Source organism: Aminivibrio pyruvatiphilus, from assembly GCF_004366815.1.
In the GTDB taxonomy this organism is placed as follows: Bacteria; Synergistota; Synergistia; order Synergistales; family Aminobacteriaceae; genus Aminivibrio; species Aminivibrio pyruvatiphilus.
In genome coordinates this window covers 24,964-38,959 of the sequence record NZ_SORI01000019.1, presented here as the reverse complement: position 1 = coordinate 38,959, position 13,996 = coordinate 24,964, and the positions used below count along the sequence as shown (strand labels likewise).

13 protein-coding genes and 1 other RNA gene are annotated in these 13,996 nt (G+C 54.6%); 13 read left to right on the top strand and 1 reads right to left on the bottom strand.

All coding sequences use genetic code 11. The features are described 5' to 3' along the window. Positions 1 to 16 precede the first annotated feature (16 nt). Genes C8D99_RS12215 through C8D99_RS12195 form a run of 5 tightly spaced genes read left to right on the top strand, consistent with a single transcriptional unit; the run spans position 17 to position 5,232 of the window. A complete protein-coding gene (locus tag C8D99_RS12215; RefSeq protein ID WP_133958697.1) occupies positions 17 to 1,030 on the top strand; it encodes a V-type ATPase subunit in 1,014 nt (337 codons plus the stop codon). Further along, positions 1,020 to 1,361, top strand: coding sequence for a V-type ATP synthase subunit F (locus C8D99_RS12210; RefSeq protein ID WP_243833924.1), 342 nt, complete (start codon positions 1,020 to 1,022; stop codon positions 1,359 to 1,361). Before C8D99_RS12215 ends, C8D99_RS12210 begins: the two co-directional genes overlap by 11 nt. A 33-nt stretch (positions 1,362 to 1,394) precedes the next feature. After that, positions 1,395 to 3,188, top strand: coding sequence for a V-type ATP synthase subunit A (locus tag C8D99_RS12205; protein ID WP_133958695.1), 1,794 nt, complete (start codon positions 1,395 to 1,397; stop codon positions 3,186 to 3,188). Beyond that, complete coding sequence (locus C8D99_RS12200; RefSeq protein ID WP_133958693.1) at positions 3,178 to 4,596, top strand: V-type ATP synthase subunit B; 1,419 nt, start codon at positions 3,178 to 3,180, stop codon at positions 4,594 to 4,596. Before C8D99_RS12205 ends, C8D99_RS12200 begins: the two co-directional genes overlap by 11 nt. A gap of 12 nt (positions 4,597 to 4,608) precedes the next feature. Further along, positions 4,609 to 5,232, top strand: coding sequence for a V-type ATP synthase subunit D (locus C8D99_RS12195; RefSeq protein WP_133958691.1), 624 nt, complete (start codon positions 4,609 to 4,611; stop codon positions 5,230 to 5,232). A 54-nt stretch (positions 5,233 to 5,286) separates the two neighbouring features. Here C8D99_RS12195 and C8D99_RS12190 read toward each other — a convergent pair whose 3' ends face one another. Next, positions 5,287 to 6,093, bottom strand: a complete 807-nt coding sequence (locus tag C8D99_RS12190) for a CheR family methyltransferase (RefSeq protein ID WP_133958689.1) — start codon at positions 6,091 to 6,093, stop codon at positions 5,287 to 5,289. A 110-nt stretch (positions 6,094 to 6,203) separates the two neighbouring features. Between C8D99_RS12190 and rnpB the strand changes: the two genes are divergently transcribed. The 8 genes from rnpB to C8D99_RS12150 all read left to right on the top strand — a co-directional run bounded on the left by rnpB (position 6,204) and on the right by C8D99_RS12150 (position 13,971). Next, an RNA gene (gene rnpB, locus C8D99_RS12185) (RNase P RNA component class A) lies at positions 6,204 to 6,533 on the top strand. Between the two features lie 131 nt (positions 6,534 to 6,664). Continuing rightward, positions 6,665 to 7,090, top strand: coding sequence for a division/cell wall cluster transcriptional repressor MraZ (mraZ, locus tag C8D99_RS12180; protein WP_133958687.1), 426 nt, complete (start codon positions 6,665 to 6,667; stop codon positions 7,088 to 7,090). Next, on the top strand, positions 7,087 to 8,004 hold the full coding sequence (gene rsmH / locus C8D99_RS12175; protein ID WP_133958685.1) for a 16S rRNA (cytosine(1402)-N(4))-methyltransferase RsmH: 918 nt from the start codon (positions 7,087 to 7,089) through the stop codon (positions 8,002 to 8,004). The genes mraZ and rsmH overlap by 4 nt, the downstream gene beginning before the upstream one ends. Next, a complete protein-coding gene (locus C8D99_RS12170; RefSeq protein WP_133958683.1) occupies positions 7,998 to 8,417 on the top strand; it encodes an FtsB/FtsL family cell division protein in 420 nt (139 codons plus the stop codon). The genes rsmH and C8D99_RS12170 overlap by 7 nt, the downstream gene beginning before the upstream one ends. Positions 8,418 to 8,449: 32 nt before the next feature. Beyond that, complete coding sequence (locus C8D99_RS12165; protein ID WP_133958681.1) at positions 8,450 to 10,129, top strand: peptidoglycan D,D-transpeptidase FtsI family protein; 1,680 nt, start codon at positions 8,450 to 8,452, stop codon at positions 10,127 to 10,129. 4 nt (positions 10,130 to 10,133) lie between these two features. Continuing rightward, a complete protein-coding gene (locus C8D99_RS12160; protein WP_133958680.1) occupies positions 10,134 to 11,642 on the top strand; it encodes a UDP-N-acetylmuramoyl-L-alanyl-D-glutamate--2,6-diaminopimelate ligase in 1,509 nt (502 codons plus the stop codon). Beyond that, positions 11,639 to 13,018, top strand: coding sequence for a UDP-N-acetylmuramoyl-tripeptide--D-alanyl-D-alanine ligase (locus C8D99_RS12155; protein WP_208321180.1), 1,380 nt, complete (start codon positions 11,639 to 11,641; stop codon positions 13,016 to 13,018). Before C8D99_RS12160 ends, C8D99_RS12155 begins: the two co-directional genes overlap by 4 nt. After that, entirely contained in the window at positions 13,015 to 13,971 is a 957-nt protein-coding gene (locus tag C8D99_RS12150) for a phospho-N-acetylmuramoyl-pentapeptide-transferase (protein ID WP_133958676.1), read from the top strand. Before C8D99_RS12155 ends, C8D99_RS12150 begins: the two co-directional genes overlap by 4 nt. Positions 13,972 to 13,996 lie beyond the last annotated feature (25 nt).

Genomic DNA, 13,996 nt, shown 5'->3' with positions numbered 1-13,996 from the left:
CCGGAGGTGATGCTCCATGGCTCCGGCAGAGCGGTACGGGTATGCGGTTGCGCGGCTCCGGGCAATGTCCGGACGCCTTCTTGAAGAGGCTCTTCTGCAGCGTATCCTGGAAAGCGAAGACCTCGACTCGGCGCTGAAAGTCCTCGGTGAAACGGTCTATTCAAGCTGGCTGATGGAGCTGAAGGGAAACGGCGAATTTGACAGGGCCATCGAAGCGGAACTTCTCCATGTTTACGGGGAAGTGCAGAAATTCGTTCCGGATCCCGCTCTGGTTCATCTGTGCCGTCTGCCCTATGATTTTCACAATGTAAAAGTTCTTTTGAAAAGCGCTCTTCTGGTCCGTGAAGGAGGAGAACGACGGTTCGACCTTCTGACCTCCCTCGGGAATATTCCCTCGGATGACCTTATCATGGCCATGGAAAGCGAAGATTTCCGCCTGCTGCCCTTCGGTCTTCATTTGCTGGTTCCCCATTGCTTCTCGGTCTGGGAGCAGACGAAAGACATTCTCGAAGTGGAGAAGCTCCTTGACGAAGGCCTTTTCGCAGCCATGAGAAAAACAGCGTCTGCAACAGGTATAGAAGCGGCTTCGCTGTGGGTGAGGGGCAAAATCGACGCGGAAAACGTCCGGAACCTTCTCAGAATGAAAAGAATGGATATGGAAACGGGTTCCGCCGCCGGATTTCTTCACGACGGGGGCCTTATTTCCAGGGAAAAGCTTCTCTCTCTCTACGCCGAACCGGTGGAGGGCTGGGGAAGAATTCTTTCTTTCTCCGATGTGTCGAAGACGTTTTCTCACGTTCAGGACGCCAATGATCTCAATTCTCTTGTCGTCGAGATGGAAAAGGTGCTCGACGAGTATACCGCGGCCATTGTCGAAAGCTCCAAATACCAGGCTTTCGCCCCGGAGAACGTCATTTCCTTCCTGTGGAAGAAGGAACTGGAAGCAAAAAATATACGGATAGCGCTGGTTTCCGTTTCCAACGATACGGACAGGACGCTGGCAAGGGGGTTGTTCCGTCATGTCGGGTAAAAACACAGGACATCCCATGGCAGCAGTCGGAGAATACGAGACGGTTCTTCCTTTCCAGGCGGTGGGGGTTCGTCCCTTTATCATAAAGGACAACACGCCTTCGGCCGTGGAAGAAACCCTCCTCGGACTGGCCCGCGAAAAGTACGCCGTCGTCTTCGTTCAGGAGAGTTGCTATGTAGCATCTTCACAGTTCATAGCCGACCTGAACAGCGACTACGAAACAAGCTTCATCCCCATTCCCGGTCTCAGGGGAAGCCAGGGGATAGGCCTCGAGTCCATACGGAGCAGCGTGGAACGTGCGGTCGGCATGGACATCTTTGCAGTGAAATAATGCAGAATACGGTTCGTCTGGAGGCGATAGACTGTGGCCACTGAAAAAACAATACGGGGGACCATAGAAAAGATTTCCGGACCGCTTGTGGTGGCGAAGGGAATGCTCGGTGCCAGCATGTTTGACGTGGTTCGGATCGGCGACATTGGTCTCGTTGGAGAAATAATCGAACTGAAGGGGGACACGGCCTCCATCCAGGCCTACGAGGAAACATCCGGTCTTATGCCCGGAGAGCCTGTAGTCAGTACGGGCGCACCTCTGAGCGTCGAGCTCGGCCCCGGCCTCATGGAGCAGTTTTACGACGGAGTTCAGCGTCCCCTGAACCTCATCGAAGAAGTGGCGAAAAGCCATTTCATCTCGAGAGGGATTGACGTCCCTGCCATCGACAGGAACACCAAGTGGCAGTTCACGCCGAAGGCCAAGGAAGGCGACTTCGTGGCGGAGGGCGATGTGCTCGGTGTCGTGCAGGAGACAGTCCTTGTAGAGCACAGGGTGATGGTGCCGGTCGGAGTTTCCGGCAAAGTCACAAAAATCAGGGAAGGCAGTTTCACGGTGGAAGAAACCATTGCAGTGGTGGAGAAGGACGGCGAAAAGAAGAACATCGCCATGCTCCAGCGGTGGCCGGTACGGAAAGCTCGCCCTGTTGCAAAGCGGCTGCCCCCCGTCATTCCTCTCACCACCGGACAGAGAGTGGTGGACGCATTCTTCCCCATCGCCATGGGAGGAACCGCCTGCGTACCCGGCCCCTTTGGATCGGGAAAGACGGTTATCCAGCACCAGCTCGCGAAGTGGGCAGAGGCAGAAATAGTGGTGTACGTGGGATGCGGAGAACGGGGAAACGAGATGACCGACGTGCTTCTCGAGTTTCCTGAACTTGAAGATCCGAGATCCGGACAGCCGCTCATGAAGCGGACCGTCCTCATCGCCAATACCTCCAATATGCCCGTGGCAGCGCGGGAAGCCAGCATCTACACGGCCATCACCATGGCGGAGTACTACAGGGACATGGGATACTCCGTCGCCCTCATGGCAGATTCCACAAGCAGGTGGGCTGAGGCTCTCCGCGAAATGTCGGGCCGTCTCGAAGAAATGCCCGGCGAGGAAGGTTATCCGGCCTACCTCGGAACAAGGCTCGCATCCTTCTATGAAAGGGCAGGCCGGGCAGTGGTGTTGGGCAGCCAGGGACGGGAAGGCTCCGTCACGGCCATCGGTGCGGTCTCCCCTCCGGGCGGCGACCTTTCGGAACCTGTCAGCCAGAATACTCTCCGGGTTACCAAGGTTTTCTGGGGCCTTGATGCAAATCTTGCCTACCAGAGGCATTTCCCGGCGATCAACTGGCTGCTGAGCTATTCCCTTTATACGGAAAAACTCGATGAATTCTGGGATGCCAAGTTCGATGACGAGTGGAGCAGCCTCCGTGTAGAAGGAATGACCCTTCTCGAGGAAGAGGACAAGCTCCGGGAAATCGTCCGTCTCGTCGGTATCGATGCTCTCTCCAAGGAAGAGCGCATGGTCCTCGAAACAGCAAAATCCCTGAGGGAAGACTTCCTTCACCAGAACGCCTTCCATGAAGTCGACACCTATGCCTCCATGGAAAAACAGTTCAAGATGCTGAAGACGATTATCAACTTCCACCATCAGGGAATGGAAGCCCTGAAAAAGGGAGCGTCCATGAACGAGGTCTTCAACCTTCCGGTCAGGGAGTCCATCGCCAGAATGCGGTATCTTGAGGAGAAGGACATCGGCAGGATAGACGAACTGGAAGAGACGATCCGGAAGGAAATCAACAGCGTCATTCCCGTGGGAGGTGAAAGCGATGCTGCCTAAGGAATATGGGACCATCAGCGAACTTTCCGGTCCCCTTCTCATGGTGGAAAAAACGCAGAATGTACGGTACGACGAACTTGTCGAAATTGAGCTGGCCTCCGGAGAACGCAGACGGGGCAGGGTTCTGGAAATCACGTCCGACAAGGCACTCGTCCAGGTTTTTGAAGGAACAGACGGCATAGACATCAAGAGCACGAAACTGCTTTTCCTCGGAAAGGTGCTCACCCTTCCCGTCGGCAGGGATATGCTGGGCCGGGTATTCAACGGCCGGGGAGAACCCATAGACGACGGGGCCCCCATCCTTGCCGAGAAGAAGCTCGACATCAACGGAATGCCCATGAATCCCTTCTCCCGGGATTTCCCTTCCGAGTTCATCCAGACGGGCATTTCCACCATCGACGGAATGAACCCCATGGTCCGCGGCCAGAAGCTTCCCATCTTCTCGGGAAGCGGCCTGCCCCACAACAGGATGGCAGCCCAGATTGCCAGGCAGGCGACGGTCATCAGCGGGCACGAGGATTTCGCCGTCGTGTTCGCCGCTATGGGAATCACCTTCGAAGAGGCTTCCTTTTTCATGGAAGACTTCCGTAAAACCGGCGCCATCCAGCGGACCGTCATGTTCGTCAACCTTGCCGACGACCCGGCAATCGAACGGATAACGACCCCCCGTATTGCGCTCACCGCTGCAGAATATCTTGCGTTCGAACATGACATGCACGTCGTGGTCATCCTGACGGACCTCACGAACTACTGTGAAGCCCTCCGGGAAATCTCCGCGGCACGAAAGGAAGTTCCCGGCCGGAGAGGCTACCCCGGCTACCTCTACACAGACCTCGCCACCATGTACGAGAGAGCGGGACGGCTCAAGGGAAAGAACGGCTCCATCACCCAGATTCCCATTCTTACCATGCCTGAGGACGACAAGACTCATCCCATACCGGACCTTACGGGGTACATCACCGAGGGACAGATCATCCTGAGCCGGACGCTTCACAGGAAAGGCATATATCCTCCCGTGGACGTCATGCCCTCTCTTTCACGGCTCAAGGATAAGGGAATAGGGAAAGGCAAGACAAGGGAAGATCACGCCGACCTTATGAACCAGCTTTTCGCCGCCTACGCCAGAGGCAAGGAAGCCAAGGAACTTGCGGTCATTCTCGGTGAGGGAGCTCTCTCTGAGGAGGACAAGGCCTTCGCGAAATTTGCCGATATGTTCGAAGACCAGTACGTCCGCCAGGGTGAATACCAGAACAGGACCTACGAGGAAACCCTTGAGCTCGGCTGGGATCTCCTTACCGTCATCCCGGTGAAGGAACTGAAGCGTGTACGGGATGCCTACATTGAGAAGTACCTCTCGCCGAGGCTGAACAACGGGGAAAGGGCCGAAGCAGTCCCTGGGAAAGTGTAAGGGAGCCGTGTCATGGCCCGGTTGAATGTAAACCCCAACAGGATGGAGCTTTCAAGGCTAAAAAAACGCCTTGTCGTGGCAAAACGGGGTCACAAGCTTCTCAAAGACAAGCAGGACGCCCTTATCAAGGCGTTTCTTGAACGTGCCCGGGAAGGTAAAGTTCTCCGGGAGGAGCTCGAAGGTGAACTTGCGGAGTGCTACAAGAGCTTTCTCCTTGCCCGTGCCCAGACCCTGCCTGCCATGCTCGAACAGGCCCTGATGATCTCCGGCGCGAAATGCAATCTCCAGGTCGGCCGGCAGAATGTCATGAGCGTGCTGGTTCCTGTTTATACGGTGGAGCAGGGGGGATCGCCGGTCAATTACGGTCTCGCCACGTCCCTCGGCAGCCTGGATGTCGCACTTGAGCGGTTCGCCGCTCTCATTCCCCGGCTGATCGCCCTGGCGGCAAAGGAAAAGGCGATCAACCTCATGGCTGTGGAAATTGAAAAGACCCGCCGGAGAGTAAATGCACTGGAGCACGTCCTGATACCGAGTTTCGTGGAAACAATACGCTACATTACGATGAAGCTCGATGAACAGGAACGCTCGACCCTGAGCCGGTTGATGAAAATCAAGGAAATCGTTCGCTCTCACTGACCGGAAAAGCGGGAGGAGGACCTGAAAAAGGTCCTCCTCCCGCTTTTTTTCTTCTCAAACCGGCTTCTGGTAAAGGAACGCTCCTGCCGATTCGAAACCGATCTTCCTGTACTCGAAAATTTGCTCGGTGGACCCCACGAGAAGAAATCCCCCCGGTCTGAGAGCCCTGAAAAATTTGTGATAAAGGGCCGTCTTAGTCTCAGCGGAAAAATAAATGACCACGTTTCTGCAGAGGATAAGGTCCAGATCGTCGGCAAAACTATCCTCTATGAGGTTCAGTCTCTGAAAGGTGACCCTTCCCTTGACTTCCTGCGTCACCGAATAGGTTTCCCCTCCGTCCTGGGTGGAAAAATACCTCGAGACAAGTTCCTGGGGGACGTTGAGGATCTGGCGCTTGAGATAGGTTCCTTTTTTCGCTATGGAAATTGCGCCCTGGTCAATGTCGCTTGCCAGCACCGGAGACTGGGCGGCCAGTTTCGCCTCGAGAGAGAGTATGGCAAGGGAGTAGGGTTCTTCGCCTGTGGCGCATCCCGCGCTCCACAGTTTCAGCTGTTTTTTTCCCCGGGACTGGACCAGCCGGGGTATAATCGTTTCTCGAAGCTCGGTCCACTTGGCAGGGTTGCGGAAAAACTCGGAAACGTTGATCGTGAGGTAGTCGAGAAATTCTCTCAGTTTCTGGTCGTTCTCCCTGATCGTCTTGAAATACAGGCCGTATTCTGCAATGTTCCATCGCTGCATCAGCATGTGGACTCTCCTGTGGATCTGGTTTTTATAAGAGTTCAGGTCGAGTCCCGTGAGTTTTTTGACGTTCGCCTTGAAGATATCGTATTCAGGTGAATCGTAGCTTGTTTTTTCGATCATGGGGGGAATCTCTTCTCCTTTAGATGGTGAAAAATGGTATAGGGGTATTCTATACTAAACTCCCCGTAAGATATACGTCCCGCATCATTTACGGTGGTATAATCTCTGCGGGAGTATTCTAGGTGGCCGCTCCCTTTTGGGAGAGGAAAGTCCGGGCTCCATAGGGCAGGACGCTGGGTAACCCCCAGTTGGTGCAAACCAAAGGAAAGTGCCACAGAAACAAACCGCCCCTTCAGGGCAAGGGTGAAAAGGTGGAGTAAGAGCCCACCGGGTGAAAAGCGATTTTCACGCCAGGCAAACCCCGTCCGGAGCAAGACCGAATAGGGGGGGAAGACGCTGCCCGCCGACCCCCGGGTACGGTCGCGCAAAGGCCGCCGTGAGGCGGTCTTCAGATAAATGGTCACCCTGAGACAGAACCCGGCTTATTGAATGCTCCCTTTTCCCGAATTAAATAGGTCTTTTGGCTCATATTCAGCGTTTTTTTGAGAGCCAAAAGACCTATTTATTTTTCTCTACGAGTGGTAGGGTGGGAGCAAGTGGGGGAAAATGTCGCAAAGTGGGAGGAATTCCCATGCTGGTGGGAACGTACGAACACAAAATCGATTCCAAAGCTCGGATCGTTCTTCCATCGAAGTTCAGGGAAGAGCTTGGCGACAGCGTTGTTTCCACCATCGGCATCGACAGATGCGTTTCCCTCTATTCCCGCTCCAGGTGGGAAAACGTCATGACCAAGCTCCAGGATCTCCCCTTCTCTAAAAGCAAGACCCGCGGACTCCTCAGGGTGATGCTCGCAAGCGCTCATGAACTGCCTGTTGACACGGCAGGAAGGGTTCTCCTTCCTCCTGTTCTTCGTCAGCATGGGGATCTTTCCCAGGATGTCGTTTTTGTCGGAGTGAACGATCATGTGGAGCTTTGGGACCGCGACAGGTGGAACGAATACCGGGAAGAGATGGTCGGGGAACTATCAGAAATAGCCGAGGGAGTTGAAGGATTTTGACGGAACATATCCCCGTTCTCCTTGCTGAAATCCTTTCTTTTTTACAATCCCGCCCGAAGGTCGGGAAAGTACTCGACTGCACTCTTGGGCTCGGAGGATATTCAGAGGCCGTCCTCGAAGCGTTTCCCAAAGTTCAGGTGTGGGGGCTCGACCAGGACGATGAAGCCATACGAATCGCCACTGACAGGCTCGGGGCTTTCGATAACAGGTTTCATCCGATTCACGGAAATTTTGCTGAAGCAGCTGAGTTGGCAGGAAATGCCGCTCCTTTCGACGCAATTCTTTTCGACCTCGGAGTGTCCAATCTCCAGATTACGGAAGGGTACCGGGGATTTTCTTTTCAGGCGGACGGACCTCTCGACATGAGGATGAACAGGAGATCCGCCCTGACGGCTGAATCTATTGTGAACAACTGGACTGAAAAGGAACTTTCCGACATTTTCTGGAAGTACGGCGAGGAACGCTATTCCAGGCAGATTGCCAGGGGGATTCTCCGGTACAGAGAAAACACCGGAAAGATAGAAACCACAGGAAACCTTGTGGCGGTTATCCGGGAAACCCTTCCGGCGCCGGTACAGAGAAAAATGGGTGGACATCCCGCACGGAAAATATTCCAGGCGCTCCGGATCGCCGTCAATGACGAACTCACAGCCCTGGAGCAGGGCCTGTCGGGAGCCTTTGAACTGGTCAGCCCCGGTGCAGCCGTTGCTGTAGTAAGTTATCACTCTCTTGAAGACCGTATTGTAAAACAGTATTTTCGGGAAATGCAAAAAGAAGGCCGTGGAATCATCACGACGAAGCGTCCTCTTATTCCTTCAGACGGGGAAATTGAAAGAAATTACAAGGCCAGAAGCGCAAAACTGCGGCTTTTCGTCGTCACCGAGCCGGGAAAGGAGGCAAAAAAGAAATGGTGAGTCAGAGAGAATGTCAGCCAATGGCGGTTTCTTCCCTGAGAAAATTTTGTCCTTATCTTATTTTTTCAGCCCTCGTCGTTTTCGGGTCTTTCATGGGACTCGGAGTGCTTCGCCTGTACAGCTTTCGCCTGGAATGCAGGCTCAATAACATCAATACCCAGATCGAGTCCTTTCAGGCACAGCAGATATCCCTGAAGCAGAGCCTGTCGGCTCTTCTTTCTCCGGGAAGGGTTTATGGCTATTCAAAAAAACAGCTTGGCATGACCTACGCTTCCAATGTCAGGACTCTGCGCCTGGAAGGCCCTCTTCTTGCGGGTTCCGGGCCCGCCGGAAACATGGGAGGAGAGGCCGCACAGAAGGAATCGGAAGGCTGGTTCTACTTTTTCCTGGAAAAAGCGATGGCGGGAGAATAATCACCTTGTGACACACCTCGGAGGGACTTGGCATGTTAAAACGCTTTGGGGGTTCCCCCTGGTTTCTCGTTTTTCTGTTTTTTGCCGTTCTTTTCTGGAGAGTAGCTTCCCTCCAGCTTTTTCCTGATCCCCGCGTGGAGAAGCAGTCACGGCGGCAATACTGGAGCCGTGTTCCGGTAAGCACCAACAGGGGTTTCATTTATGACGCCAACGGAAATGCCCTTGCCCTCTCAATCCCGTCTTCCAGCTTCTTTCTTGATCCCGCTTTCTGGAATCCCTCGGACGGACCGAAGCTCCGGGGTATTCTTCCTGAAAGTATCGTTGCCACCATCTCATCCCAAATGCCCGGACGATTTTTCTGGCTTGCGAGAAAAATCGACGAGGGAACGGCGGAAAAAATACGCGCACTGGACCTCAAAGGCATATATGAAATCAGCGAGAAGAAGCGTCTGTATCCCAACAAATCCCTTCTCTCCCATGTCCTCGGTTTCTGCGATGTGGACGACAAGGGGCTTGCCGGCATTGAACTGATGTGGGACAAGATCCTTTTCTCCCCTCCGGGCATGAAAGTTCTTGCCAGGGAATCGTCCGGAAGAACTCTGGATATCAGCCGGCACTCAAACGACGGGTTCTCCTCCGGGCCGGGATCGGTCAGTCTGTCAGTGGATTCGAGAATCCAGTTCATCGTGGAAAAGCGACTGGATGAAGGCATTGCCGAACACGGAGCCAAGTGGGGCAGCATCGTCTGCATCGCCCCTGACACCGGAGCCGTCGTTGCAATGGCCAGCTGGCCCTCCTTCGACCCAAACGTAAGGGAAAACCTGACAAACATGAAGAGGATAGCCAACAATTCCACGGGGCGCACCTACGAGCCCGGATCAACATTCAAGCCCATAGTCCTTGGCATTGCCATGGAAAAAGGGTCTGTCGGAGGTTCAGAAACTTTTAACTGCCCTTACAGGATTAAGGTTGCGGACGGACACATTTCGGAAGCAAGCAACAGAAGTTTCGGGCGGCTCTCCGTTCCAGAAATTCTCATAAAGTCTTCGAATACGGGCATGGCGCAGATCGGCATGCGGGTCAAACCCTTCGACATGTACCACGGAGTCCGGGAATGGGGATTCAGCAAACCTCCAGGAATCGAACTGAACGGTGTCGAAGACGGACTTCTCGCCACTCCGGAACAGTGGAGAGGAGTCGTTCCTTCGAATATCTCCATCGGCCAGGGACTTGCAGTCACTCCCCTCCATCTTGCAAATGCCATGGCGGCAATAGCCAACGGCGGATTTCTTCTCCGCCCCTATATTGTCTCCGAGGTCCGCGATGCCTCAGGACAAGTGATCTATAAGGGCGAACGCACGCTTGTCCGGGAAGTGCTCTCTCCGAGAACTGCCTCGTGGCTGTCGTCCGTTATGAAGGAATCGGTGAAAAACGGAACCGGAAAGCTGGCAGGGCTTCCTTACGTTTCCATAGCGGGAAAAACGGGAACAGCCCAGGTGGCAGAAAAAGGAGAATACAAAAAAGGGAAATGGGTTTCCTCATTTGCCGGCTTCTGGCCTGCGGAAAAACCCGACTATGTCATGCTTGTGGTTATCGGTGAACCGTCAAAGGGAAAATACTACGGCGGCGATGTCGCAGCTCCTGTATTCCGCCGGATAGTGGAGGACATGTTCCAGACCGGTCTTTTTGCCAACAACAGGCGGGGAGGGTAGTCATATGCCGTTCTTGACCGAGGTTCTGGATGAATTCGTAAATAAATATGGTTCGTCACCGATTGTCCGGAATTGTCCGAAAAATCCGCCTCTTCTGGAACAGGTCACGGGAGACAGCAGGGAAGTCGCTCCCGGCTCCGCATTCTGCTGCGTCAGGGGTGAAAGGAGGGACGGGCTGGATTTCGCGGCTGCCGCTGTGGAAAAGGGGGCCTGCGTTCTTCTGACGGACAGGGAAATTCCTCTCCCCGTTCCCCAGCTGCTGACGAGCGATGTCCGCCGGGATATGGGCAGGCTCGCGTCCATCGTCTATGGCTGTCCCTCTTTAAAGATGAAAATGTTCGCCGTTACCGGAACCAACGGAAAAAGCACCACCACCTGGATGATCAGGCATATCCTTCAGTCCGCGGGAATACGGACAGGCCTCTTCGGAACCATTGTCTACAATGACGGAGCGGTTGAAAGGGACGCAGGGAGAACGACCCCGGAAAGCTACGAACTCCAGCGCTCCCTGGCATCCATGGTGACGAATGGTTGCGGGGCCTGCGTCATGGAGGCGTCATCCCATGGTCTGTCCCTCGGTCGACTTGAAGGCTGCTCCTTCGACGGTGCCGTCTTTACAAATCTCAGCGAGGAACACCTGGATTACCACAAAACGCTGGAGGAGTATTTTCAGGCAAAAACCCGCCTTTTTTCAATGTATATGAAAGACGGCTGGCGCGGGGCCTCCAACAGGGATGACCCCCACGGCAGAATGCTTCTCTCCGCTTTTCCAGGAAATCTCACTCCTTTCGGCCTTGGAGAGAACGTCGCCGAAGGGGTCATGGGCAGTCTTCTATCCGCATCACCTTCAGGAAATGAATTTTCCGTCCGCCTGCCGGGCAGGAAGGAGGAACTGCAGGTTTTCCTTCCTCTTCCGGGCCGGTTCAATGTGTATAATGCACTGGGTTCTATAGCTCTTCTTCACTCTTTTGTGGAGGATACCAAAAAAATAGCCTCCGCGCTCAAAACCATGCCCCAGGTTCCTGGAAGGCTTGAGCGGTATTATCTTTCCAGCGGGGTTTGCGTGATCATTGACTTCGCCCATACGCCTACAGCCCTGGGGAATGTTCTTTCGGAACTCCGGCACATGTGTTCCGGAAAACTGTGCGCCGTTTTCGGCCACGGGGGAGAGCGATTCCAGCCGAACCGCCATTCTCTCGGCCTCACCGCCGCCCGCTTCTGCGATAAAATCATCGTCACCATGGACAATCCGAGGAGCGAGGACCCGGGCAAAATTGCGGACCAGATTTGCGAAGGCGTCCATGCTTCCGATAGGAGGCCTGAAACGGAAATAGTCCTCGACAGGAAGGCGGCGGTCAGAAAAGCTCTTGACGGTGCACGGGAGGGAGATGTCGTTGCCGTCACAGGAAAGGGGCCGGAGAAATATCTTGTCATCGGAAATCAGACTATCCCCTATTCCGACAGGGAGACTGTCCTTGACTGGGCACAGGAAAGAGGCTTGACATGGAAATGAACACGTTCTCTTTTATCGCTGATCTCGCAGGTTCCGAACTTCGCGGTCCCGACGGCACCTTTTCCGGCAGGCTCCTTGCCGACAGCAGACTGGTCCGGAAAGGGGACGTCTTTGTGGCATTCCGGGGTGAAAACACGGACGGCCACGCTTTTATACATGATGCCATCGCGCACGGGGCATCCCTGATCATTTGTGAGAATGACCGGGACATCCCTTCTTCAGTCCCCTCGGTAAAGGTCAGCGACACGTACAAAGCTCTTCCTGCCATGGCGGAAAAACGTCTTGCCCTTCAGGGAAAAAAACTGCACGTCATAGCAATTACCGGAAGCGTCGGCAAAACAACCACAAGAGACTATCTTGTCAGGTGTCTGAAGACCTCTTTCAGGGTCCATTCGGCGGAACACAGCTACAATACCCTCATCGGGTGCTCCATGACCATTCTTTCCCTTCCGGAGGACGCCGAGGTCCTCGTGCTCGAAATGGGCACCAACCACCCGGGAGAAATAGCGGAAATGGTCCGCTTCTTTCCCCCGACCATTTCTGTGATCACGGAAGTGGCCCCGGCTCACCTTGAGGGTTTCGGATCAGTGGAGGGAGTACTCGAGGCAAAGATGGAGATCGCAGAATCGCCTTCTCTAACGTCCTTTTTCTTCAACGGGGACAATCCCCTCCTGGCAAGGGCAGCATCACGGATCCCGGCAGGAATTGCCAGGCTTTCCGCAGGAACGGGGGAGTGCGACTACCGCATTCTCAGTCCGGATTTCAGCATCGAAAAGGGAGTTCCTGAACTGTCCTTTTCCCTTGCGATCCCCGGGGATGTCATCGCTGTAAGAGCCCGGGCTTTCGGGAAACACGCAGCCTATCCGCTGGCATTTGCCGTGGGGATAAGCACTTTCCTCGGTGTTCCCGGGAAGACGGCCGCTGCTGCCCTCGAAGAGGCCCATTCTCTTGAAGGCAGGGGGCTCATCAGAACCCTCGATTCAGGAGCCTGCCTCATCGACGATTCCTATAATGCAAATCCTGCTTCCATGTCGGCCGTGCTGCGGGCGGCAGGTGAAATCAGAAAGCACCGGAAGTTTGCGGTCGTCGGTGAAATGCTTGAACTCGGGGAGCGAGGCGATGATTTTCACATAAATCTGCTTCCCCTTCTCCGTTCCTTTGACACTGTCTGGCTTGTGGGAAAAACCTGGGAACGGCTTGCACCTTTCGCCGGACATGAAGAAGCCGACCTTGTACTCTGGACCGGCAGTCTCCGTATGCTGGGAGAGCACCTCGTGAAGGTACTGGCGGAAGGCGACACAATCGTAATCAAGGGATCGCATGGCAACCGGCTTGACCGGCTTGTGGAAATTCTTTGCGGAGAGGGCTCATCATGAAGTTTATTTTCATCTTTTCAGTCGTCATGATTCTTGAAATTTTTCTCCAGTCCAGGTGGATTCGTATTCTGAACCGCCGGCAGGTCACCCTCGCCCAGAAGGCGTACGGCATCCAGAGCCACATGGAAACCAAGTCAGCCACCCCTTCCATGGGAGGTATCGTGTTCATCGGCGCAGCCCTTGCATCCATCCCCCTGGCCGGAGGGTTTGCGGACACTCTTCCGGGAGAACTGGCCCTTTTCTGGTTTTTCCCCATTCTTTCCGCTGCGGTGGGATTTGCGGACGACTGGATCAAATTCAGCAAAAAGTCGAGTGAAGGATTTCCGAGCCCGTTCAAGCTTGCCGTCCAGATTCTCATCGTTCTCCCCTGGGTGTTATGGATTGCCCTTTCCAGGGGGATAAATATCTGGCCGGGAATCAGTCTTTCCCCCTGGCTTGCCGTTCCCCTCGCGGCCTTCCTTGCCATAGGGATGCTCAATGCAGTCAATGTGACCGACGGTCTTGACGGCCTTGCAGCCGGAGCATGCGTCATCTCCATGGCGGGAGCGCTTCTCTGGCTTCCGCTCAGAGGATCAGCATTTTACGGCGCCGTCACCGGACTCGCCCTCTGCGCCGCTTTCCTCTGGCACAATGCCTATCCGGCGAAAGTTTTCATGGGGGATGTGGGATCCCACTTCATCGCCGGCCTTATCGTCAGCACGGCCATACACGGCGACTGCCTTGTCGCCCTCATCCCACTCGGATTTCTCTACGGGCTTGAGATCCTCTCTGTCTGCGCGCAGCTGACGGCGATTTACGGATTCAAAAAAAAGATTTTCCTCATGAGCCCCGTGCACCATCATTTTGAACTGCTGGGCTGGAGAGAAAACCATATCGTCACGAGGTTCTGGCTGGTTCACGGATCCGGGCTGGCCATCACGGCGGTCCTTTTTTCGTCATTTTTCGGGAACTGACGTTCCCAGATCTTTCGAGGTGGAT